Below are 21,805 nucleotides of genomic sequence, written 5' to 3'. Positions count from 1 at the left end.
AATACGAGGCGGTCGCCGTCAGGAGCGTCAACAACGACAACAACATTGCTTGCCTGAAAACTCCTTGGTGACTGTGGTGCGTATTCAAGGCGATGCGCCATCACGAAGAAGAATCAGCAGCAGGGATGCTGCACCTTGCTTGACGGGGGAGGCCAATGGCCTCCCCCTTTGCTTGTGTGGCCCCGTTGCCAGAGGCCCCCATGCTTTGCAAGGTGTCGGCCGTCCGCTACACTCAACGCTTTTCGTACCCCCGCGAGTCGATAACGCCGCATGATCAAAGGTTTTACCCGCTTTCTGCAGAGCCCGGGCGAGCACATCAGGTCGCTGTTCGGCCCTCAGGATGCGTCGGCCGGCAACCCCGTGCTTCGCATCATCCCCCGCCAGGAGCATCCGGTATCGCGCCAGCACTTCAGCGATGCCGCGCTCAAGGTACTCTACCGGCTGCACAACGCCGGGCACGAGGCCTTCCTGGTCGGCGGCTGCATCCGCGACTCGCTGCTCGGCCGCATGCCCAAGGACTTCGACGTGGCCACCGACGCCACGCCGGAAGAGGTCCGGGACCTGTTTCGCAACTCGCGCCTCATCGGCCGCCGCTTCCGCATCGTCCATGTCCGCTTCGGCCGCGAGGTGATCGAGGTCACCACGTTCCGCGGCAAGCCCGGCGACGACCATGGCGACCATATCGCCCAGCAGTCCGACGACGGCATGCTGCTGCGCGACAACGTCTGGGGCAACATCGAGGAAGACGCCCTGCGCCGCGACTTCACGATCAACGCCCTCTACTACAACATCGCCGACTTCTCGATCCACGACTTCGCCGACGGCGTGCGCGACATCGAGTCGCGGACCCTGCGGCTGATCGGCGATCCGGCGACGCGCTATCGCGAGGACCCGGTGCGCATGCTGCGGGCCGTGCGCTTCGCCGCCAAGCTCGACTTCCACCTGGACCCGGCCACCGAGGCGCCGGTCCACGAACTCGCCCCCCTGCTGCTCCAGGTGCCGCCGGCCCGGCTGTTCGAGGAAGTGCTCAAGCTGTTCATGAGCGGCCACGGCGTCGAGACCTTCCGGCTGTTGCGCGACTATGGCCTGTTCGCCATGCTGTTCCCCGAGGCCGATGAGGCCATGGCCGAACTGGAATGGGCCGAGCCGCTGGTGGAGCGGGCCCTGGCCAGCACCGACCGCCGCGTCCACGAGGAGCGCCCGGTGACCCCGGCCTTCCTCTTCGCGGCCCTGCTCTGGGGGCCGGTACAGCTGCGCCAACGCGCCCACGAGGACGACGGCATGCCGCCTATCCCGGCCCTGCAGGCGGCCTCCCAGCAGGTCATCTCGCGCCAGCTGCAGCACGTCGCCATTCCCAAGCGCTTCAGCCTGCCGATGCGCGACATCTGGGACCTGCAGCAGCGCCTGCCGCTGCGCCGCGGCAAGCGGGTCTTCCAGACGCGCGAGCACCCGCGCTTCCGCGCCGCCTACGATTTCCTGCTGGTCCGCGAGGCCGCCGGCGAGCTGGCGCCCGGACTCGGCGACTGGTGGACCGCCTTCCAGGACGCCGACGAGCACGAGCAGCGCCGCCTGCTCAGCAAGGTGGGCGCCGATCCGGCCGGCAGCGGCGCCCCGCGCAAGCGTCGTCGCCGCCGTCGCAAGCCGCGCAAGCCCCCGACCGACGAATGAGCCCTGTGCATCTCGCCTGGATCGGCCTGGGCAGCAATCTCGACGGCCCCCACGAGCATGTCGAGCGCGCCCTGGCCGAACTCGACGCCCTGCCGCTGACCCGCCGTCGGCGAGCCTCGCGGCGCTATGCCAGTCGTCCGGTCGGCCCCGCCGACCAGCCGGACTTCGTCAATGCGGTGGCCGAACTGGAGACGCGCCTGTCGCCGCTGGCCCTGCTCGACCAGCTGCAGGCCCTGGAGCAGCGTCACGGCCGGGTCCGCGCCCGCCGCTGGGGGCCCCGGACCCTGGATCTCGACCTGCTGCTCTACGATGACCGGCAGCTGTCGACACCGCGGCTGACCCTGCCCCACCCGGAGATGGTGCGGCGCGCCTTCGTGCTGGTGCCCCTGGCCGAGCTGGCTCCGGGGATGCGCCTGCCGGATGGTCGCCGAGTCGATGCCCTGGCCGAGACCCTGGACCGCCGGGACCTGCGCCAGGTGTTACCCTCGCCCTGAGGGCACCGCGCATGGTGTTACCTATCGACACCTCTGCCGGGTTCGGGTAACAATTGCGGGTTACACAGGGGCCCCGAGACGCCCCACCGACGACACGAGAACACGCCATGAAAACCGTCACCCTGAGCACGCTGCAGGCCTCCAAGCGCGCCGGTGAGCCCTTCAGCTGCCTGACCGCCTATGACGCCACCTTCGCCCATGCCGCCCATCAGGCCGGGGTCGAGGTGCTGCTGGTCGGGGATTCCCTGGGCATGGTCCTGCAGGGGCACGCCAGCACCCTGCCGGTGACCCTGGGGGATGTCTGCTATCACACCCGTTGCGTGGCGCGCGGCAAGGGTGCGAGCCTGCTGATGGTCGACCTGCCGTTCATGAGCAACACGAGCACCGAGCGCCTGCTGCAGGACGCCGGCGAGCTGATGCGCGCCGGGGCCGAGCTGGTCAAGGTGGAGGGCGAGGCCTGGATGGCCGACGGCATCCGCGAGCTGACCCGCCGCGGCGTGCCGGTCTGCGCCCACCTGGGGCTGACCCCGCAGACCGTCTACCAGCTGGGGGGCTACAAGGTGCAGGGCCGCAATGCCGACCAGGCCAGCCGCATCCTCGAGGATGCCCGCACCCTGGTCGAGGCCGGCGCCTCGGTGATCCTGCTCGAGTGCGTGCCGGCGAGCCTGGGCCGCGCCGTGGCCGAGGCCCTCGAGGTGCCGGTGATCGGCATCGGCGCCGGCCCGGACGTGGACGGCCAGATACTGGTGATGCATGACGTGCTCGGCGTGACCACCGGGCGCAGCCCGCGCTTCGTGAAGAACTACATGGCAGAGGCCGACGACATCCAGGACGCCTTCCGGCGCTACCACGAGGACGTCAAGGCACGGCGCTTCCCCGCCGAGGAGCACTGTTTCTGATGCGCACCCTGCACGAGATCCCGGCGCTGCGCGAGCGCCTGGCCGCGCACCGTCGCGCGGGCCGCACCATCGGCCTGGTGCCGACCATGGGCAACCTCCACGACGGCCACCTGGCGCTGGTCGCCGAAGCCCGGCGCCGGGCCGACGTGGTGGTGGCGACCATCTTCGTCAACCCCATGCAGTTCGGTCCCAGCGAGGATCTGGACGCCTACCCGCGCACCCTCGCCGAGGACCGGGCACGGCTCGAGGCGGCCGGCTGCGACCTGCTGTTCGCCCCCGACGAGGCCACGCTCTACCCCCGCGGCCTCGCCGCCCAGACCCGAGTCAGCGTCCCGGAGGTCTCCGAGGGGCTGTGCGGCGGGGCGCGTCCCGGTCACTTCGACGGCGTGGCGACCATCGTGACCATGCTCTTCAATCTGGTGCAGCCCGACGTGGCCTGCTTCGGCGAGAAGGACTACCAGCAGCTGGCGGTGATCCGCCGCCTGGTGGACGACCTGCACCTGCCGGTGGAGGTGGTCGGCGTGCCCATCGTGCGCGCCGCGGACGGGCTGGCCCTGTCGTCGCGCAACGGCTACCTGAGCGACGCCCAGCGCGCCGTGGCGCCCCGCCTGCACCGGACCCTGGTCGAGCTGCGCCAGGCCCTGGAGGCGGGCGAGGCGCCGGCCGCGGCCCTCGCGACCGGCCTCGCCCGCCTGCGCGAGGCGGGCTTCGCCCCCGATTACCTGGAACTGCGCGCCGCCGACCTGGGCCCGGTCGTCGAGACGACGCGCGAGGCCGTGCTGCTGGTCGCGGCGCGCCTGGGCCCGACCCGACTGATCGACAACCTGTCGCTGACCCTGCCCCGCTGAGGGCCCGGACACCGGCCACGCAAGGAATGGCCCCCTGCCGACCACCATGCTCAAGGCCAAGCTGCACATGGCCCGCGTCACCCACGCCGTCCTCGACTACGAGGGCTCCTGCGCCATGCCGGTGCAACTGGCCTGAGCCTCGCCGGGGTGCTCCCCGGCCCCTCCCGCTCGCCTATACTGAAGTTTCGCGCTTTTCCTCCCCCCGGGGGATTGCCGCAGTGCACAAGCGTCCCCTATGCTGAATGGACGCCCGTCCGTTGAACTTCAGGAGTAACCCCATGCAAGAAGTGGTGATCGTTGCCGCGCGCCGTACCGCCGTCGGCTCCTTCGGTGGCTCCCTGGCCAGCGTCCCCGCCAGCGACCTCGGCGCCCATGTCATCAAGGACATCCTGTCCGGTACCGGTGTGGCCCCCGACCAGGTGGACGAGGTCCTGCTCGGCCAGGTCCTCACCGCCGGCACAGGCCAGAACCCGGCGCGCCAGGCCTCCATCAAGGCCGGCCTGCCCGATGCCGTCCCCGCGATGACCATCAACAAGGTCTGCGGCTCCGGCCTCAAGGCCCTGCACCTGGCCACCCAGGCGATCCTCTGCGGGGACGCCGAACTGATCCTGGCCGGCGGGCAGGAGAACATGTCGCTGTCGCCCCACGTGCTGCCCAACTCGCGCACCGGCCAGCGCATGGGGGACTGGAAGGCCATCGACTCCATGGTCCACGACGGCCTGTGGGACGCCTTCAACGGCTACCACATGGGCATCACCGCGGAGAACCTGGCCGAGAAGTACGGCATCACCCGCGAGGCGATGGACGAATTCGCCGCCGCCTCCCAGCAGAAGGCCACGGCGGCCATCAAGGAAGGCAAGTTCAAGGGCCAGATCGTCCCGGTGGAGATCCCCCAGCGCAAGGGCGACCCGCTGGTCTTCGACACCGACGAGGGGCCCCGTGACGTCACGGCCGAAAAGCTCGGCACCATGCGTCCTGCCTTCAAGAAGGACGGCACCATCACCGCCGGCAACGCCTCCTCCATCAACGACGGCGCCGCCGTGGTCATGCTGTGCTCCGCCGAGAAGGCCAAGGCCCTGGGGCTGGAGCCGCTGGCCCGCATCAAGGCCTACTCCAACGCCGGCGTCGACCCCTCGATCATGGGCATCGGGCCGGCTCCCGCGACTCGCCGCTGCCTGGAGAAGGCCGGCTGGAGCCTCGACGACCTGGACCTGGTCGAGGCCAACGAGGCCTTCGCCGCCCAGGCGCTGTCGGTCAACAAGGAGCTCGGCTGGGACACCGACAGGATCAACGTCAACGGCGGGGCCATCGCCCTGGGCCACCCCATCGGCGCCTCCGGCTGTCGCATCCTGGTGACCCTGGTCCACGAGATGATCGCCCGGGACGCCAAGAAGGGGCTGGCGACCCTGTGCATCGGCGGCGGCCAGGGCGTGGCGCTGGCCATCGAGCGCTAGGCCGGCCTGCCAAGACGGGGCGGCGCCGACGGCCCGCCCCACGGCATGTCCTCACGGAAAGCCCCCGCCTCGGCGGGGGCTTTGTCGTGTCAGGACCGTCCCACCACCCGCGACGGGGTCCGGGCGACGATCCCCGCGGCGAGGGTGAACAGGCCACCGGCGGCCAGCAGCACGCCCGACAGGCCGATGCTGTCCACCACCTGGCCGCCGGCCAGGGCGCCGACGCCGATGGCCAGGTTGAAGACGAAGGCCATCAGCGCGGTGGCGGCCTCGGCGTTGGGCGCACTCTTGAGGATCCAGGTCTGCAGGCTGACCGAGATGCTGCCGAACACCGCCCCCCACAGCATCAGCAGGGCGATCGCCATGGGGGCCTGGCGACCCAGCCAGGGGAAGGCCAGGGTCGCGACGGCGAGCAGCACCGGGATGACCAGTACGGTGCGATAGGGATGCCGCCCGGCGGCGCTGCCGGCGAGGAAGTTGCCCGCCAGCCCCGCGCCGCCATAGAGCAGCAGCAGGCCGCTGACGCTGGCCAGGGGAATCCCGGCGATGTCCTGCAGGATCGGGCTGATGAAGGTATAGGCGGCGAAATGGCCGACCACGATCAGCGCGGTGACGCTCACCCCGACCCGCACGCCGCGGCTGGCGAACTGCCCGCCCAGGCTGGCCAGGCGCACCGGCTGCCGGGCCGGCAGGCGCGGCAACAGCGCCCACAGGGCCACGGTCACCGCCAGGCTCAGGCCGGCCAGGGCGGCGAAGGCGATGCGCCAGTCGGTCTGCTCGCCGAGCCAGCTGCCCGCCGGCACCCCCAGCACCGAGGCGCCGGCCACGCCGCTGAAGATCACCGCCATGGCCCGGGGCACCTGCTCCAGCGCCACCAGGCGCGACGCCAGCCCCCCGGCGATGGCCCAGAAGCCGCCGATGCACACGCCCACCAGCACCCGGGTGGCCAGCAGCACGGCGAAGCTGCCGGCCACGGCACCCAGCAGGCTGGCCAGGGTCATCAGTGCCATCAGGCCGGTCAGCATCAGGCGCCGATCCAGTCGTCCCACCGCCACCGGCAGCAGCGGGGCGGCGAAGGCCGCCACCACCCCCGGCACGGTGATCAGCAGCCCGGCCACGCCCGGGGTGACCGACAGCGTGCCGGCCACCTGGGAGAGCAGGCCGATGGGCAGCTGCTCGGCGGTGACCAGCAGGAAGATGCCGACCATCACCGCCATCACGCCCAGCCAGTCGCGGCGGGCGGTAGTGGCCTTGGCGGCCGATGTCGGCTCGCTGGGTAGTGTCTGTGCCATATCCCTTCCCTGCCCGTTCACGGGCCCGTCCCGGGCCCCCAGACAAGAACGCCCCCGTGGCGTGAGCCACGGGGGCGTTCGACGCATGACCCTGCGATCAGAGGGCGGTCTCGGCCTCCTCGGCCTCGAACGCCGCCTTCTCCTCGGCGGTCATCTCCTTGATGGTCAGCTTGACGCGATTGCGGTTGTCGATGTCGAGCACCTTGACCACGATCTCGTCGCCCTCGTTGAGGTAGTCGCGCACGTCGTTGACCCGCTCGGGCACGATCTGCGAGATGTGCACCAGGCCGTCGGTGCCCGGCATGATGTTGACGAAGGCCCCGAAGTCGGCGATACGCACCACCTTGCCACGGTACAGCTTGCCGATCTCCGGCTCGGCGGTGATCGCCAGCACGGTGTCGATGGCCGCCTTGGCCGCGGACTTGTCCTCGGCATAGATGCGCACGGTACCGTCGTCATCCAGGTCGATGGAGGCGCCGGTGTCCTCGCAGATCTTGCGGATGGTGGCGCCGCCCTTGCCGATGACGTCACGGATCTTCTCCGGGTCGATCTTGATGGTGGCCATGGAGGGCGCGTTCTCGGAGACCTCGGCACGGCTCTGGCCGATCACCTCGTTCATCTGCTCGAGGATGTGCAGGCGGGCCTCGTGGGCCTGCTGCAGCGCCTGCTCCATGATCTCCTCGTTGATGCCCTCGATCTTGATGTCCATCTGCAGGGCGGTGACGCCCTCGGAGGAGCCGGCGACCTTGAAGTCCATGTCACCCAGATGGTCCTCATCGCCAAGAATATCGGTCAGCACCGCGAAGCCGTCCTCGTCCTTGACCAGGCCCATGGCGATGCCCGCCACCGGCGCCTTCATGGGCACGCCGGCATCCATCAGGGCCAGCGAGGAGCCGCACACGGAGGCCATGGAACTGGAGCCGTTGGACTCGGTGATCTCGGAGACCACGCGGATGGTGTAGGGGAAGTCGTCCTCGGCGGGCAGCATGGCCTGGACGCCGCGACGCGCCAGGCGGCCGTGACCGATCTCGCGACGCTTGGGGCCACCCATGAAGCCGGCCTCGCCCACGCTGTAGGGCGGGAAGTTGTAGTGCAGCAGGAAGCGGTCCTTGCGCTCGCCTTCCAGCGACTCGATCAACTGGGCATCGCGCAGGGTGCCCAGGGTGGCGATGACGATCGCCTGGGTCTCGCCACGGGTGAAGATCGCCGAGCCGTGGGTCTTGGGCAGGGTGCCGACCTCGATCGACAACGGCCGCACGGTCTTGAGGTCGCGGCCGTCGATGCGCGGCTCGCCCTTGACCACCCGGGAGCGCACGACGCGCTTCTCGAGCCCGGCGAAGGCGCCCTTGACGTCGTCGGCGTCGAACCGGCCCTCTTCCTCACCGGCCAGCTGCTCGACCGCCTCGGCCTTGAGCGCGGACAGCGCCTCCTGGCGGGCCATCTTGTCGGTGATGCGGTAGGCCTCGCCCACCTTGGCCTCGAAGCCGCTCGCCACGGCGTCCTTGAGGGCGGTGTTCTCGGCGGGGGCCTGCCAATCCCACTTGGGCTTGCCGGCCTCGGCGGCCAGCTCGTTGATGGCCCGGACGGCGACCTGCATCTCCTGGTGGCCGTAGAGCACGGCGCCGAGCATTTCGTCCTCGAGCAGCTCGCTCGCCTCGGACTCGACCATCAGCACGGCCTTCTCGGTGCCGGCGACGACCATGTTCAGCTCGGAGGTGGCGAGCTCTTCCACGGTGGGGTTGAGGAAGTAGCCCTTGTCGTCGTTGAAGCCGACCCGTGCGGCGCCGATCGGCCCGTTGAACGGCACGCCGGAGACGGCCAGGGCCGCGGAGGTGCCGAGCATGGCGGCGATGTCCGGGTCATGGTTGCGGTCGGTGGACAGCACCGAGCAGATGACCTGGACCTCGTTCATGAAGCCCTTGGGAAACAGCGGGCGGATCGGACGATCGATCAGCCGCGAGGTGAGGGTCTCCTTCTCGGTGGGACGCCCCTCGCGCTTGAAGAAGCCGCCGGGAATCTTGCCGACCGCGTAGGTCTTCTCCTGGTAGTGGACGGACAGGGGGAAGAAGGGCTGGGCGGGATTCGCCTCCTTCTTCGCCACCACGGTGCACAGCACCACGGTGTCGTCCATGGTGACCATCACGGCACCGGTGGCCTGGCGGGCGATGCGCCCGGTTTCCAGGGTGACGGTGCTGCGACCGTATTCAAACGTTTTCTTGACCGGGTTCACGGCGACTTCCTTCAACTTTTCGATTCATGTTCGGGTCGTTTCGACTCGGCCCCATTTTAGGGGTTGACGCCCGCGAGAGCTACCGGTTATGCGGCCCGCCGGCCAAAGCTATGGCCCGGATGAGGCGTCCGTAGCGGGGGGCTACGCCGTGGGTGAGGAGGATTCCTCCGAACGGGCTGGCCATGGATGGCCAGCACCGGCCCTGCAAGCGGAGCAGGATGCGAGAGCGCCGCAGGGCGTCTTAGCGCCCAGGGAAGGGTTTACAGCGCCCCCTCGAGACCCGTCGCCGGATCAGCCCGAGTGGCAACATCAGACGTAGGCCCTTCCCCTGAAATGCAAAACGGGCAGCCCCGAGGGGCTGCCCGTTTCACGGCGTCCTGGACGGCGTCGCTTAGCGACGCAGACCGAGACGCTGGATCAGCGACTGATAGCGCTCGAAATCCTTGCGCTTCAGGTAGTCCAGCAGCTTGCGACGCTGGTTGACCATGCGGATCAGGCCACGACGGGAGTGGTGATCCTGCTTGTTGGTCTTGAAGTGATCCTGCAGGCCGTCGATGTTCGCGGTCAGCAGGGCCACCTGCACTTCGGGGGAACCGGTGTCGTCATCGCCACGGCCGTATTCCTTGACGATTTCGGACTTCTGTTCAGCGGTCAGTGCCATCTGTCTCTCCAGTAAGCAATATGCCTGAATGATGAATGTCGGAGACCACGCATATTTGCAGTCTCCACGCCTGCCCGATGGGCGGGTTCTATGCCGAGCCCGCCGCCACGGCGGTGCTCAGTAGGCGACGGGGCGCGATTTCCCCCGCCGCTCGCACCACGCCGAGCCCCAGGAAGGCCCCGCCGTGGTAGAGTCGTGCCAGGCCGTCGACGGGCAGCTCGCCCGTATCGAGCCTGGCGGTCTGGCCATGCCGCAGGCGGCCCGCCGCCTGGGCGTCCAGCGCCAGTCGCGGCAGTCCCGCCACCAGCACGTCCACCGGCAGCAGCACCGCCTCGCGGGCCGCCTGGTCCGGCAGGGCCTCGAGCGCCTCGGGCGTGACCATGCCCGCGGCTTCGAAGGGGCCGGTCTTGAGCCGCCGCAGGGCGCTGATATGGGCGCCACAGCCCAGCGCCAGGCCGATGTCCTCGGCCAGGGTGCGGATGTAGGTGCCCTTGCTGACGTGCACCTCCATGTCGAAGGCACTGCCCTCGAACGCCAGGAGGCGCGCATCATACACCGTCACGCGGCGTGCTGCACGCGCAACCGTCTTGCCCTCGCGGGCCAGCTCGTAGAGCTTGCGCCCCTGGTGCTTGAGCGCCGAGTGCATCGGCGGCACCTGGTCGATCTCGCCCCGAAAACGCGCGAGCACGCCCTCGAGGTCCGCCGCGGACAGCCCCGGCACCTCGCGGCGCTCGAGCACCTCGCCCTCGGCGTCACCGCTGTCGGTGAGCACGCCCAGTTCGACCCGGGTGCGATAGACCTTGTCCGCCTCCAGCAGGTAGGAGGAGAACTTGGTCGCCTCGCCGAACAGCACCGGCAGCAGGCCGGTGGCCATGGGGTCGAGGGTGCCGGTATGGCCGGCCTTCTGCGCCTGGAACAGGCGCCGGGCCCGCTGCAGGGCCTGGTTGCTGGACGCGCCCCGGGGCTTGTCCAGCAGCAGCACGCCGTCCACCGGCAGTCCGCGACGCCGACGCGCCATCAGTCCCGCTCTCCCTCGTCGTCCCCGGCATCATCGCCGTGACGGTCGCGGTCACTGGCCACCGCCTCGTCGATCAGCGAGGACAGGCGCTGGCCGCGGACCACGCTCTCGTCGAAGTGGAAGCGCAGCTCCGGGACGTGGCGCAGCTTGATGCGCCGCGCGATCTGGCTGCGCAGGAAGCCGGCGGCGCGCTTGAGCACCGTCAGGTTCTCCTTGATGCGCTCGGCGTCCTGCTCGCCCAGCAGGGTCACGTGGACGTCGGCATAGCCGAGGTCACGGCTGACCGTGACCCCGCTGACGGTGACCATGCCCAGGCGCGGATCCTTGATCTCGCGCTGGATGAGCACCGCCAGCTCCTTCTGGAGCTGGTCGGCCACCCGGTCGGTACGCTTGAACTCGCGCATGATCGGCTCCTCGAGCGGTTAGAGCGTCCGCTCGACCTTGACCTGGTCGAAGACCTCGATCTTGTCGCCGACCTGGACGTCGTTGTAGTTCTTCACGCCGATGCCGCACTCCATGCCGTTGCGCACTTCCTGGACGTCGTCCTTGAAGCGGCGCAGCGACTCGAGCTCGCCCTCGTAGATGACCACGTTCTCGCGGAGCACGCGGATCTTCTTGTGGCGATGGACGGTGCCCTCGACCACCATGCAGCCGGCGACGGCGCCGATCTTGGGCGCGCGGAAGACGTCGCGGACCTCGGCCACGCCGACGATCTCTTCCTTCCATTCCGGCTCGAGCATGCCGCTCATGGCCTGCTTGACCTCGTCGATCAGCTGGTAGATGACGCTGTAGTAGCGCAGCTCCAGGCCTTCGCGCTCGATGATCTCGCGGGCCGCGGCGTCGGCACGCACGTTGAAGCCGACCACGATGGCCTCGGAGGCCAGCGCCAGGTTGGCGTCGGTGCCGGTGATACCGCCCACGCCGGAGGACACCACGGAGACCTGCACCTCGTTGGTGGAGAGCTCTTCCAGCGCGCCCTTGATGGCCTCCAGGGAACCCTGGACGTCGGCCTTGAGCACGATGTTGAGCTTGGCCGCCTCTTCCTGGCCCATCTGGCTGAACATGTTCTCCAGCTTGGCCTTCTGCTGGCGGGCCAGACGCACCTCGCGGTACTTGCCCTGACGGAAGTTGGCGACCTCGCGGGCCTTCTTGTCGTCGGCCAGGACCATGAAGTCATCACCGGCCTCGGGGGTGCCGTCCAGGCCCTGGATCTCCACCGGCATGGCCGGGCCTGCCTCGTCGACCTGCTGGCCCAGCTCGTTGGTCAGGGCGCGGACGCGGCCGTAGTGCAGGCCGGCGAGCACGATGTCGCCCTTCTTCAGCGTGCCGTTCTGGACCAGCACGGTGGCCACCGGGCCGCGGCCCTTGTCGAGGCGCGACTCGACCACCACGCCCTTGCCGGGTGCCTCGGGGACGGCCTTGAGCTCGAGCACCTCGGAGACCAGCTGGATGGCTTCCAGCAGCGTCTCGATGCCCTCGCCGGACTTGGCGGAGACGTGGACGAACTGGGTGTCGCCACCCCACTCCTCGGAGATCACGCCGTGCTGCGACAGCTCGTTCTTGACGCGATCCGGGTCGGCGCCCGACTTGTCGATCTTGTTGACCGCGACCACCATCGGCACGCCGGCGGCCTTGGAGTGCTCCACGGCCTCGATGGTCTGGGGCATGACGCCGTCATCGGCGGCGACCACCAGGACCACCACGTCGGTGGCCTTGGCACCGCGGGCCCGCATGGCGGTGAACGCCGCGTGGCCGGGGGTGTCCAGGAAGGTCACGCCGCCATGGTCGTCCTCGACGTGATAGGCGCCGATGTGCTGGGTGATGCCGCCGGCCTCGCCGGTAGCCACCTTGGCCCGGCGGATATAGTCGAGCAGCGAGGTCTTGCCGTGGTCGACGTGGCCCATGACGGTCACGACCGGCGAACGGCTGATCTCATCGCCCTCGTAGGAGATGGCCTCGAGGACCTCGGTCTCCAGGGCATCGTCCTTGACCAGCTTGGGCTTGTGGCCCATCTCCTCGACCACGATGGCCGCGGTGTCCTGGTCGATGGTCTGGTTGATGGTCACCGCCGCGCCCATGGTGAACATCGCCTTGATGACCTCGTTGGCCTTGATCGACATCTTGTCGGCCAGGTCGGCGACGCTGATGGACTCGGGGATCGAGACCTCGCGGACGATCGGCTGGGTCGGCTTCTGGAAGCCGTGCTTGCCGCCGCCCTGGCTGCCGCCACGGCGACCGCCGCGACGCTCGGCGCGCTTGGCCTTCTTGCCGCCGCGACGCCGCTCCTCGCGGTCGCCCCGGTCGTCGTCGCGATCGTCACGCCCCTTCTTGCCGGCCTTGCCGCTGGCCTTCTTGACCGCGGCACGACGCGGTTCGGCACGGCCTTCCTTGGGCGGCGCGGGCGCCTCCTCGGGGCTCGGCCCGGCGGTCTCGAGCTCCGGCACCGGGATCTCCGGCTCGCTCGGCACGGCCGTGGCCTGCTCGGCCTTGGCCTGCTCGGCCTCGACCTTCTCGGCCGCCTGGCGCGCGGACGCCTCGGCGGCGCGACGCTTGGCCTCCTCGGCGGCCTCCGCCTCGCGCTTGGCCTCGGCCGAGGCCATGTCACCGACCAGCTGACGCGGGCCGTGATCCTGAGCCTGGGGCTCCTCGGCGGGCTTCTCTTCCTCGCGCTTGACGTAGGTGCGCTTCTTGCGCACCTGCACCTCGATGCTCTTGCCGCGCTCCCCGGACTTGATGCGGCTGCGCGTCTTGCGGGTCAGGGTGATGCGATTCTTCGCCCCGGCACCGGCGCTGCCGCCATGGCTCTTGGTGAGATAGTCGAGCAGCTGCCGCTTGTCCTCCTCGGACACGGCGTCATTCTCGGCCTTCTGGCCGAGCCCGGCTTCTTTCATCTGTTCCAGGAGGCGGGGTACATCGCGCCCCACCTTCACTGCAAAATCCTTAACGGTCATTTCTGACATTACGACCCTCCTCAGCCCGTGACCCGTTTTACTGTTCGCTCTCGAACCATGGCGCACGGGCAGTCATGATCAGTGCCGCGGCGCGCTCCTCGTCCAGCCCCTCGATGTCCGTCAGGTCATCGACGGACTGCTCGGCGAGGTCCTCCATGGTGACGATGCCTCGACTGGCCAGAATGAAGGCCAGGTGACGCTCCATACCGTCCATCTCCAGCAGGTCGTCGGCCGGCTGGGCACCATCGAGTTCCTCCTCGGAGGCGATGGCCAGGTTCAACAACTCGTCCTTGGCGCGAGCGCGCAGCTCTTCGATGAGATCCTCGTCGAACTCCTCGATTTCCAGCATTTCCTCCACCGGGACATAGGCGACCTCCTCCAGGGAGGTGAAGCCTTCCTCGACCAGCAGACGTGCCACGTCCTCGTCGATGCCCAGGTGCTGGATGAAGTGCTCGACCAGGCTGTCGATTTCCTGATCGCGCTTGGTCTCGGCCTCGTCCTCGGTCATGACGTTGAGACGCCAGCCGGTGAGTTCGGAGGCCAGGCGCACGTTCTGGCCGCTACGGCCGATGGCCTGGGCCAGGTTGTCCTCGGCGACGGCCACGTCCATGGCGTGGGCGTCCTCGTCGACGAGGATGGAGGCGACATCCGCCGGCGCCATGGCATTGATCACCAGCTGGGCGGGGTTGTCGTCCCACAGCACGATGTCCACGCGCTCGTTCTGCAGCTCCGAGGACACCGCCTGGACCCGCGAGCCGCGCATGCCGACGCAGGCGCCCACCGGGTCGATACGGCGGTCATTGGTCTTGACCGCGATCTTGGCCCGGGACCCCGGGTCGCGGGCCGCCCCCTTGATCTCGATGAGCTGCTCGGCGATCTCCGGCACCTCGATCTTGAACAGCTCGATGATCAGTTCCGGACAGGTCCGCGACAGGATCAGCTGGGCACCGCGGGCCTCGGGGTCGACCTCGGTCAGCAGGGCGCGAACCCGCTCGTTCATGCGGTAGCGCTCGCCGGGGATCATCTCGCTGCGCGGCAGGAAGGCCTCGGCGTTCTCGCCCAGGTCGATGATCAGGCCGTCGCGTGTCGTCTTCTTGACGATGCCGGCGACCAGCTCGCCCTCGCGGTCGGCGTAGAGCCGTACCACCTCGGCGCGCTCGGCCTCGCGGACCTTCTGCACGATGACCTGCTTGGCGGTCTGTGCGGCGATGCGGCCGAAGGAGGCGTTCTCGATCTGCTCCTCGACCACGTCGCCCAGCCCCAGGGGCGGGTCGCGACGCTCGGCGTAGGAGAGCTTGATCTGGGCATCGGGGCCGTCGAAGTCGTCATCCTCCACGACCTCCCAGCGCCGGAAGGTCTCGTAGTCGCCGGTCTGCCGGTCGATGTGGACCCGCACGCTGGCTTCCACGTCCTCGAAGCGCTTGCGTGACGCGCTGGCCAGCGCCGCCTCGACGGCCTCGAAGATCACCTCGCGGGGGACCCCCTTCTCGTTGGAGATCGCGTCGACGACCGCCAGAATCTCTTTACTCATGCCTTAGCCTCACCAGAAAACCCGTCCTTTAGCACCGACCTCACTGACCGAACTGCGGAACGACCCGCGCCTGGTCGATGCTCTCGATGGGAAAGCAATATTCCTCGCCGTCGAGCTGCAGCAGCACCTCGTCGCCCTCGATGCCGGCCAGCAGGCCCTGGAACTTGCGCCGCCCGTCGAAGGGCACGCGCAGCTTCACGGCCACCACATGACCGGCGTAGCGCTCGAACTGCTCGAGAGTGAACAGCGGCCGGTCCATGCCCGGAGACGAGACCTCGAGCCGGTACTCGCCGGCGATGGGGTCCTCGACATCGAACACCGCGCTGACCTGGCGGCTGACATCGGCGCAATCCTCCACGCTCACCCCGTCGTCGTGATCGATATAGATCACCAGGCGGGAATGTTTACCCTGGGACAGGTAGTCGATGCCCCACAGCTCGAAGCCCATGGCCGAGACCACCGGTTCGATCAGCGCATGTAGCGCAGCATCCTTGATTGCCACGGAAGAAAGCTCCTACAGCCGTTGCATCAGGCACCTGGCCGGGAGTGAACAGGAAAGTCAGGTGGCTGATTGGCGTTGCCCGGATCAGCGTCGCCGATATCGACCGGCGTGCTGGCCGCTAACAAAAAGCCCCTTCACAGGAAGGGGCTTTTACAAGAAACCTGTATACCACTTCGGCTCTCTGACATGCCCCGAAAACACCTGCATGCCTGCCTCGAAGATGGTAGCGGGGACCGGATTTGAACCGATGACCTTCGGGTTATGAGCCCGACGAGCTACCAGACTGCTCCACCCCGCATCAATCTAGGTCGGTGATTGTATGCCTGCCTGACTCTTGCGTCAAGTGACAAAGCACCGCTCCGCCAATCCTGCTGTTGAAGGTCCGGCGCCTGGTGAGCATCACCGTGCCGGCTTCAAATGGTGCCGAAGGCGGGACTTGAACCCGCACGACCGTAAGGTCACTACCCCCTCAAGATAGCGTGTCTACCAATTCCACCACTTCGGCATCAGGGGAGGCCGGATCCGCGACTCAGTTGCCGCTTTCCTCCAGCACTGGCGCTGCATTATCCACACCGTTGCCCTCGTCGTCAAGGGTCGGCACGGCGTTCTGCTGCTCGATCAGTTCGGCATCGGGGATGCCCGCTTCCTCCGGCGCCTGGCCGGCCTGGGAGGCGAAGTAGGCCAGGGTCAGGGAGGTGGCGAAGAAGGCCGCGGCCAGCACGCCGGTGGCGCGCGACAGGAAGCTGCCGCTGCCCCGGGAACCGAACACGGTCTGGGAGGCGCCGCCGCCGAAGGAGGCACCGGCATCGGCGCCCTTGCCCTGCTGCAGCAGGATCAGGACGACCAAGGCGATGGCGATCGCCACGTGGATCATGAGAATGGCAACTTGCATGGATTCAACCTGCTGACTGACAAATGGCTAGGAAATCGTCGACCTGAAGGGAAGCACCGCCCACCAGGCCGCCGTCGATGTCCGGCTGGGCGAGCAGCTCGGCGGCATTGGCGGCCTTCATGCTGCCGCCGTAGAGGATCCGCATGTCCTCGGCCAGGGAGGCACAGTAATCAGTCAGGCGTGCGCGGATCGCGCCGTGCACCGCCTGGGCCTGCTCGGGCGAGGCCGTGCGCCCGGTGCCGATGGCCCACACCGGCTCGTAGGCGAGCACCAGCCGGGGCCGCTCGCCGACGCCCAGGCCCTCGAGGACGGCCTCGAGCTGGCCGAGCACCACGGCCTCGGTGCGGCCGGCGTCCCGCTCCTCGAGGGTTTCGCCGAGGCACAGCACCGGGGTGAGTTCACAGGCCAGGGCGGCCCGCACCCGGGCCAGCACGGCGGCATCGTCCTCGCCGAACAGGATCCGCCGCTCGGAATGGCCGACCAGCACCAGGCGCGCCCCCAGCTCCTTGAGCATCTCGCCACTGACCTCGCCGGTGAAGGCCCCGGCGGGCCGGTCGCTGAGGGTCTGGGCGCCGACGACCAGCGGCGTGTCGCCCCAGGCCCGCCCCGCGGCCTCCAGATAGGGGAAGGGCACCATCAGCGCCACGTCGACGCACTCAGGCAGGGTGGCATCGGCGAAGGTCCGGCCGAAGCCCTCGACCAGGGACAGGGAGCCGTTCATCTTCCAGTTACCGGCGATCAGCGGCGTCGACATGGGGGGTCCTCTTTCAAGGTGGAGCGAAATGGTATAGGAGCGGCCCTGTCAAGACAACCAGGGCCTAGGAGCCTGTCGGCCTTAACGCTGATCTGCTGCGACACTCGGGCTTTCGGCCAATTTCATTCGATCTGATTCGTTAAATAGCGGGCTATTCGCCTCATCGAATCGATAAACTTGTCTCGAAATCCGGGCGTCTCGCGACGATCGGTCAAATCCGACAGGCTCCCATGGTCAGGACAGCAGGCCCTGGACGTCATCGGCCAGGCGACGGGCCAGGCCGCCCACGTCCAGATGGGGACGCCCCTCGACCATCACCCGGATCAGCGGCTCGGTGCCGGAGGGCCGCAGCAGCACCCGACCCTGGTCGCCCAGTTCGGCCTCCACCGCCGCCACGGCGGACCTCAGCGATGGTGCCTCCATCAGCGACTTGGCGTCGGCCCCCGGGCTCAGGCGCACGTTGACCAGCATCTGCGGCGCCTTCTCCAGGCCGGCCAGCAACTCGCCCAGCGGCCGCCCCTCGCGCACCATGATCGACAGCACCTGCAGCGCGGAGACGATGCCGTCGCCGGTGGTCTGCACATGACCGCAGACGATATGCCCGGAGGACTCGCCGCCCAGCTGCCAGCCGTTGGCCGCCAGGCGCTCCATGACGTAGCGGTCGCCGACCTTGGCCCGCTCGAAGGGGATCGCCATGGCCTCCAGCGCCGCGGCCAGGCCGAAGTTGCTCATCAGGGTGCCGACCACCCCGCCGCCCAGATCGCCCCGGCCGTGACGGTCCCGGGCGATCAGGTAGAGGATGTCGTCACCGTCGATCTCGCGGCCGTCGGCGTCGACCATCAGCACCCGGTCGCCGTCGCCGTCGAAGGCCACCCCCAGGTCGGCGCCCTGCTGGATGACCGCGGCGCGCAGCGCGGCGGGATGGGTGGAGCCCACCTCATGGTTGATGTTGAGGCCATCCGGTGCGGCGCCGATCACGCTGACCTGGGCGCCCAGTTCGCGGAACACGCTGGGCGCGATGTGGTAGGTGGCGCCGTGGGCGCAGTCGATGACCATCTTCAGGCCGTGCAGGCTGACCCGCTCGGGGAGGGTCGACTTGCAGAACTCGATGTAGCGGCCGGCGGCGTCGTCCACCCGCCTGGCCTTGCCCAGGGCATCCGGTGCCACGGTGGTCAGCGGCTCGTCGAGCATCGACTCGATGTCGGCCTCGACGGCATCGGCCAGCTTGACCCCCTCGGCGGAGAAGAACTTGATGCCGTTGTCGGCGAAGGGGTTATGGGAAGCCGAGATGACGATGCCGGCATCGGCCCGGAAGGTCCGGGTCAGGTAGGCGATCGCCGGAGTGGGCATGGGGCCGAGCAGGATGACGTCGACGCCGGCGGCGGACAGGCCGGCCTCCAGGGCCGACTCGAACATGTAGCCGGAGATCCGCGTGTCCTTGCCGATCAGCACCCGGGCCTGCCCCGACTCGCGGGCCAGCACCCGGCCGGTGGCCCAGCCCAGCTTGAGCATGAAGTCGGGGGTGATGGGCGCCTCGCCCACCGTGCCGCGGATCCCGTCGGTACCGAAATAGCGTCTACTCATTCTCGCACCCTTCCTTGAGGACGGCCCAGGTCATGTTCACCGCGTCCACGTGGGGGCCCACGTCGTGGACGCGCAGGATTCGTGCGCCCCGCTCCACCGCCATCGCGGAAAGCGCCAGGCCGCCGGCGAGGCGCTCCTCCACCGGCCGGTCCAGCACCTTGCCGATCATGCTCTTGCGGGACATGCCCACCAGCAGCGGCAGGCCGAAGCGCTCCAGATGCCGCATATGATGGAGCAGGCGCAGGTTGTGCTCCACGGTCTTGGCGAAGCCGAAGCCCGGGTCGAGGAGCAGACGCTCGCGGCGCAGCCCCGAGGCCTCGCAGTCGGCGATGCGCTGCGCCAGGAAGTCGGCCACGGCCTCCTCCACGGGGCGATCGTAGTGGGGCGCGTCCTGCATGTCGCCCGGCTCGCCGAGCATGTGCATCAGGCACACCGGCAGGCCACTGGTGGCGGCTGCCTTCATGGCGCCGTCGCGGCGCAGGTTGCGCACGTCGTTGATCATCCCCGCCCCCTTGAGCGAGGCCTCGCGCATCACCTCGGGGGTGCTGGTATCCACCGAGACGAGGGCATCGAGCTCGCGCACCAGGGCCTCCACCACCGGCACCACCCGATCCAGCTCCTGCTCGGCCGAGACCGGCGCGGCGCCGGGCCGGGTGGACTCGCCCCCCACGTCGATGACCGCGGCGCCCTCGGCCAGCATCTGCTCGGCGCGGCGCACGGCGTCGTCGAGGACCACGTGGCGGCCGCCGTCGGAGAAGGAGTCGGGGGTGACGTTGAGGATCCCCATCACGCGGGGAAAGGAGAGATCGAGCCGGTGCCGGCCACAGGGCAGTGGTGTCGCGGGTGTGGTGTGCATCGTCGTCCTGAAGGTGTCGTGAGGGGCGAGGGCCGGGCGGCCCTCTCCACGGCGAAGGCGCCCCGCAGGGCGCCCGATGGTCACGTCGCGGCGGGTCAGTTGCCCGCCGGTCCCCCGAGGGGGTCGGAGGGCCGACGGCTCGGCTCCTCCCCATCCTCGCCGTCACCGTCCTCGGCGACGTCCGAGGGCGAGGGCTCGCTCTCGGGGCGGCCGGTGACCGGCGACCCGCCGCCGGGGCTGCCATCCTCCCAGTCCTTCGGCGGACGCGGTTTGCGGCCTTCCATGATGTCCCTGAGCTGGTCGGCGTCGATGGTCTCGTACTGCACCAGCGCCTCGGCCATGGCATCCAGCTTGTCGCGATTCTCCTCGAGGATCTGCTTGGCCTGGGCGTAGCACTCGTCGATGATCCGGCGGACTTCCTTGTCGAGCCTGGTGGTGGTCTCGCCGGATTTCAGCATGCCGCCCTGGCCGGGGCCGCCGAGGAACTGGTGGGACTCGTCCTCGTCGTACATGACCGGCCCCATCTCCTCGGACAGGCCCCACTTGGCGACCATGTTGTGGGCCAGCTCGGTGGCCCGCTTGATGTCGTTGGAGGCGCCGGTGGTCACGCCGTTCGGGCCGAGCGTCATCTCCTCGGCGATGCGGCCGCCGAACAGCGAGCAGATCTGGCTGATGATCTGCTGGCGGGACAGGCTGTAGCGGTCCTCCTCGGGGAGGAACATGGTCACGCCCAGCGCCCGGCCACGCGGGATGATGGTCACCTTGTAGACCGGGTCGTGTTCCGGCATCACCAGGCCGATGATGGCGTGGCCGGACTCGTGATAGGCGGTGTTGAGCTTGTCCTTCTCGGTCATGACCATGGAGCGGCGCTCGGCGCCCATCATGATCTTGTCCTTGGCCAGCTCCAGCTCTTCCATGCCGACCAGGCGCTTGTTGCCGCGGGCCGCGAAGAGCGCGGCCTCGTTGACCAGGTTGGCCAGGTCGGCGCCGGAGAAGCCCGGGGTGCCGCGGGCGATCAGCGACGGCTTGACGTCGTCGGCCAGCGGCACCTTGCGCAGGTGGACGTTGAGGATGTGCTCGCGGCCGCGGATGTCGGGCAGCGGCACCACCACCTGGCGGTCGAAGCGGCCCGGGCGCAGCAGCGCCGGGTCGAGCACGTCGGGGCGGTTGGTGGCGGCGATGACGATGACGCCCTCGTTGGCCTCGAAGCCATCCATCTCCACCAGCAGCTGGTTCAGCGTCTGCTCGCGCTCGTCGTTGCCGCCGCCCATGCCGGCCCCGCGGGAGCGGCCCACGGCGTCGATCTCGTCGATGAAGATGATGCAGGGCGCCTGCTTCTTGGCCTGCTCGAACATGTCGCGCACCCGGGAGGCACCGACGCCGACGAACATCTCGACGAAGTCGGAGCCGGAGATCGAGAAGAAGGGCACCTTGGCCTCGCCGGCGATGGACTTGGCGAGCAGCGTCTTGCCGGTGCCAGGCGGGCCCACCATCAGCACGCCGCGGGGGATGGTGCCGCCCAGGCGCTGGAACTTGGTGGGATCGCGCAGGAAGTCGACCAGCTCCTCGACCTCATCCTTGGCCTCGTCACAGCCGGCGACGTCGGCGAAGGTGGTCTTGATCTGGTCCTGGGAGAGCAGCTTGGCCTTGGACTTGCCGAAGCTCATCGGGCCACCCTTGCCGGCGCCACCGCCCTGCATCTGGCGCATGAAGAACATGAAGATGCCCAGGATCAGCAGGATCGGGAAACTGGCGATCAGCAGCCGCGTCCACAGGCTCTGCTCCTCGGGCTTCTTGCCGACCACGGTGACGTTGTGGGCGAGCAGGTCATCCATCAGCTTGGGGTCGTCCGCCGCCGGCCGGATGGTCTGGAACTGGGAGCCATCGGTGCGCTCCCCGCTGATGGTGTAGCCGTCGATGGTCACGCTCTCGACCTGCTGGTTCTGCACCTGCTCGACGAACTGGGAATAGTTCATCGTCTGGGGTGCGTTCTCGACGCTGAAGTTGTTGAACACCGTCAGCAGCACTGCCGCGATGACCAACCACAGAATCAAGTTCTTCGCCATGTCGTTCAAGGGACTACCCTCATTGCAAGAATCTGTCGGCCGAACACGCCTGGTGCTTTCGACACTACATCAGCAGCACATGTTCAGCCAGCATGGGGGCGGGCC

The 21,805-nt window shown here is 68.7% G+C and carries 18 protein-coding genes, 2 tRNA genes and 1 pseudogene; 6 read left to right on the top strand and 15 right to left on the bottom strand.

The window, feature by feature from the left end:
* Positions 1-270 precede the first annotated feature (270 nt).
* The 6 genes and pseudogenes from pcnB (at position 271) to OCT48_RS00960 (ending at position 5,363) form a co-directional block, all read left to right on the top strand.
* Positions 271-1,668 carry a polynucleotide adenylyltransferase PcnB gene (gene pcnB / locus OCT48_RS00985; protein ID WP_263590945.1) on the top strand — a complete coding sequence of 466 codons (1,398 nt, stop codon included), beginning with the start codon at positions 271-273 and terminating at the stop codon, positions 1,666-1,668.
* Entirely contained in the window at positions 1,665-2,162 is a 498-nt protein-coding gene (folK, locus tag OCT48_RS00980) for a 2-amino-4-hydroxy-6-hydroxymethyldihydropteridine diphosphokinase (RefSeq protein WP_263590944.1), read from the top strand. The genes pcnB and folK overlap by 4 nt, the downstream gene beginning before the upstream one ends.
* 107 nt (positions 2,163-2,269) lie before the next feature.
* Positions 2,270-3,061: a 3-methyl-2-oxobutanoate hydroxymethyltransferase gene (gene panB / locus OCT48_RS00975; protein ID WP_263590943.1), complete on the top strand. Its 792-nt coding sequence runs from the start codon at positions 2,270-2,272 to the stop codon at positions 3,059-3,061.
* On the top strand, positions 3,061-3,909 hold the full coding sequence (panC, locus tag OCT48_RS00970) for a pantoate--beta-alanine ligase (protein WP_263590942.1): 849 nt from the start codon (positions 3,061-3,063) through the stop codon (positions 3,907-3,909). The genes panB and panC overlap by 1 nt, the downstream gene beginning before the upstream one ends.
* A 34-nt stretch (positions 3,910-3,943) precedes the next feature.
* A pseudogene (locus tag OCT48_RS00965) lies at positions 3,944-4,027 on the top strand (aspartate 1-decarboxylase); the annotation flags it as partial.
* Between the two features lie 160 nt (positions 4,028-4,187).
* On the top strand, positions 4,188-5,363 hold the full coding sequence (locus OCT48_RS00960; RefSeq protein ID WP_183385480.1) for an acetyl-CoA C-acetyltransferase: 1,176 nt from the start codon (positions 4,188-4,190) through the stop codon (positions 5,361-5,363).
* Between the two features lie 89 nt (positions 5,364-5,452).
* On the opposite strand, the gene OCT48_RS00955 is transcribed toward OCT48_RS00960, so the two are convergent.
* The 15 genes from OCT48_RS00955 to ftsH all read right to left on the bottom strand — a co-directional run bounded on the left by OCT48_RS00955 (position 5,453) and on the right by ftsH (position 21,709).
* The gene (locus OCT48_RS00955) at positions 5,453-6,580 is read right to left on the bottom strand and encodes an MFS transporter (RefSeq protein WP_263592551.1); all 1,128 of its coding nucleotides are present in this window, start codon (positions 6,578-6,580) and stop codon (positions 5,453-5,455) included.
* Positions 6,581-6,752: 172 nt separating this feature from the next.
* Positions 6,753-8,885 (bottom strand): polyribonucleotide nucleotidyltransferase, encoded by a 2,133-nt coding sequence (pnp, locus tag OCT48_RS00950; protein WP_263590941.1) that lies wholly within the window; start codon positions 8,883-8,885, stop codon positions 6,753-6,755.
* Positions 8,886-9,276: 391 nt separating this feature from the next.
* Complete coding sequence (rpsO, locus tag OCT48_RS00945; protein WP_183385360.1) at positions 9,277-9,546, bottom strand: 30S ribosomal protein S15; 270 nt, start codon at positions 9,544-9,546, stop codon at positions 9,277-9,279.
* A gap of 88 nt (positions 9,547-9,634) precedes the next feature.
* Positions 9,635-10,564 carry a tRNA pseudouridine(55) synthase TruB gene (gene truB, locus OCT48_RS00940; RefSeq protein ID WP_263590940.1) on the bottom strand — a complete coding sequence of 310 codons (930 nt, stop codon included), beginning with the start codon at positions 10,562-10,564 and terminating at the stop codon, positions 9,635-9,637.
* A complete protein-coding gene (gene rbfA, locus OCT48_RS00935) occupies positions 10,564-10,968 on the bottom strand; it encodes a 30S ribosome-binding factor RbfA (RefSeq protein WP_263590939.1) in 405 nt (134 codons plus the stop codon). The genes truB and rbfA overlap by 1 nt, the downstream gene beginning before the upstream one ends.
* An 18-nt stretch (positions 10,969-10,986) precedes the next feature.
* The gene (gene infB, locus OCT48_RS00930; RefSeq protein ID WP_263590938.1) at positions 10,987-13,524 is read right to left on the bottom strand and encodes a translation initiation factor IF-2; all 2,538 of its coding nucleotides are present in this window, start codon (positions 13,522-13,524) and stop codon (positions 10,987-10,989) included.
* 28 nt (positions 13,525-13,552) lie between these two features.
* Complete coding sequence (gene nusA / locus OCT48_RS00925) at positions 13,553-15,046, bottom strand: transcription termination factor NusA (protein WP_263590937.1); 1,494 nt, start codon at positions 15,044-15,046, stop codon at positions 13,553-13,555.
* A 40-nt stretch (positions 15,047-15,086) separates the two neighbouring features.
* Entirely contained in the window at positions 15,087-15,548 is a 462-nt protein-coding gene (rimP, locus tag OCT48_RS00920) for a ribosome maturation factor RimP (RefSeq protein ID WP_263590936.1), read from the bottom strand.
* 221 nt (positions 15,549-15,769) lie between these two features.
* Positions 15,770-15,846, bottom strand: a tRNA-Met gene (locus tag OCT48_RS00915).
* A 120-nt stretch (positions 15,847-15,966) separates the two neighbouring features.
* Positions 15,967-16,053 (bottom strand) — tRNA-Leu (locus OCT48_RS00910).
* A 24-nt stretch (positions 16,054-16,077) separates the two neighbouring features.
* Positions 16,078-16,440 carry a preprotein translocase subunit SecG gene (gene secG, locus OCT48_RS00905; RefSeq protein WP_263590935.1) on the bottom strand — a complete coding sequence of 121 codons (363 nt, stop codon included), beginning with the start codon at positions 16,438-16,440 and terminating at the stop codon, positions 16,078-16,080.
* A gap of 4 nt (positions 16,441-16,444) precedes the next feature.
* Positions 16,445-17,194 carry a triose-phosphate isomerase gene (tpiA, locus tag OCT48_RS00900; RefSeq protein ID WP_263590934.1) on the bottom strand — a complete coding sequence of 250 codons (750 nt, stop codon included), beginning with the start codon at positions 17,192-17,194 and terminating at the stop codon, positions 16,445-16,447.
* Between the two features lie 234 nt (positions 17,195-17,428).
* Positions 17,429-18,778, bottom strand: coding sequence for a phosphoglucosamine mutase (gene glmM / locus OCT48_RS00895; protein WP_263590933.1), 1,350 nt, complete (start codon positions 18,776-18,778; stop codon positions 17,429-17,431).
* A complete protein-coding gene (folP, locus tag OCT48_RS00890; protein ID WP_263590932.1) occupies positions 18,771-19,634 on the bottom strand; it encodes a dihydropteroate synthase in 864 nt (287 codons plus the stop codon). Before folP ends, glmM begins: the two co-directional genes overlap by 8 nt.
* A gap of 95 nt (positions 19,635-19,729) precedes the next feature.
* The gene (ftsH, locus tag OCT48_RS00885) at positions 19,730-21,709 is read right to left on the bottom strand and encodes an ATP-dependent zinc metalloprotease FtsH (RefSeq protein ID WP_263590931.1); all 1,980 of its coding nucleotides are present in this window, start codon (positions 21,707-21,709) and stop codon (positions 19,730-19,732) included.
* Positions 21,710-21,805 lie beyond the last annotated feature (96 nt).

It is taken from the genome of Halomonas sp. M4R1S46 (assembly GCF_025725685.1).
GTDB lineage: Bacteria > Pseudomonadota > Gammaproteobacteria > Pseudomonadales > Halomonadaceae > Halomonas.
Note: the sequence above shows the minus strand (reverse complement) of the source record. Positions and strands in the feature narration are given on the sequence as shown.

Bases quoted from the DNA above. Each gene is read 5' to 3' on its own strand.
- folP (WP_263590932.1), bottom strand. From the start codon at position 19,634: ATGCACACCACACCCGCGACACCACTGCCCTGTGGCCGGCACCGGCTC.
- glmM (WP_263590933.1), bottom strand. From the start codon at position 18,778: ATGAGTAGACGCTATTTCGGTACCGACGGGATCCGCGGCACGGTGGGC.
- OCT48_RS00960 (WP_183385480.1), top strand. From the start codon at position 4,188: ATGCAAGAAGTGGTGATCGTTGCCGCGCGCCGTACCGCCGTCGGCTCC.
- tpiA (WP_263590934.1), bottom strand. From the start codon at position 17,194: ATGTCGACGCCGCTGATCGCCGGTAACTGGAAGATGAACGGCTCCCTG.
- truB (WP_263590940.1), bottom strand. From the start codon at position 10,564: ATGGCGCGTCGGCGTCGCGGACTGCCGGTGGACGGCGTGCTGCTGCTG.
- pcnB (WP_263590945.1), top strand. From the start codon at position 271: ATGATCAAAGGTTTTACCCGCTTTCTGCAGAGCCCGGGCGAGCACATC.
- infB (WP_263590938.1), bottom strand. From the start codon at position 13,524: ATGTCAGAAATGACCGTTAAGGATTTTGCAGTGAAGGTGGGGCGCGAT.
- panB (WP_263590943.1), top strand. From the start codon at position 2,270: ATGAAAACCGTCACCCTGAGCACGCTGCAGGCCTCCAAGCGCGCCGGT.
- rpsO (WP_183385360.1), bottom strand. From the start codon at position 9,546: ATGGCACTGACCGCTGAACAGAAGTCCGAAATCGTCAAGGAATACGGC.
- rbfA (WP_263590939.1), bottom strand. From the start codon at position 10,968: ATGCGCGAGTTCAAGCGTACCGACCGGGTGGCCGACCAGCTCCAGAAG.
- panC (WP_263590942.1), top strand. From the start codon at position 3,061: ATGCGCACCCTGCACGAGATCCCGGCGCTGCGCGAGCGCCTGGCCGCG.
- nusA (WP_263590937.1), bottom strand. From the start codon at position 15,046: ATGAGTAAAGAGATTCTGGCGGTCGTCGACGCGATCTCCAACGAGAAG.
- folK (WP_263590944.1), top strand. From the start codon at position 1,665: ATGAGCCCTGTGCATCTCGCCTGGATCGGCCTGGGCAGCAATCTCGAC.
- OCT48_RS00955 (WP_263592551.1), bottom strand. From the start codon at position 6,580: ATGGCGGTGATGGTCGGCATCTTCCTGCTGGTCACCGCCGAGCAGCTG.
- secG (WP_263590935.1), bottom strand. From the start codon at position 16,440: ATGCAAGTTGCCATTCTCATGATCCACGTGGCGATCGCCATCGCCTTG.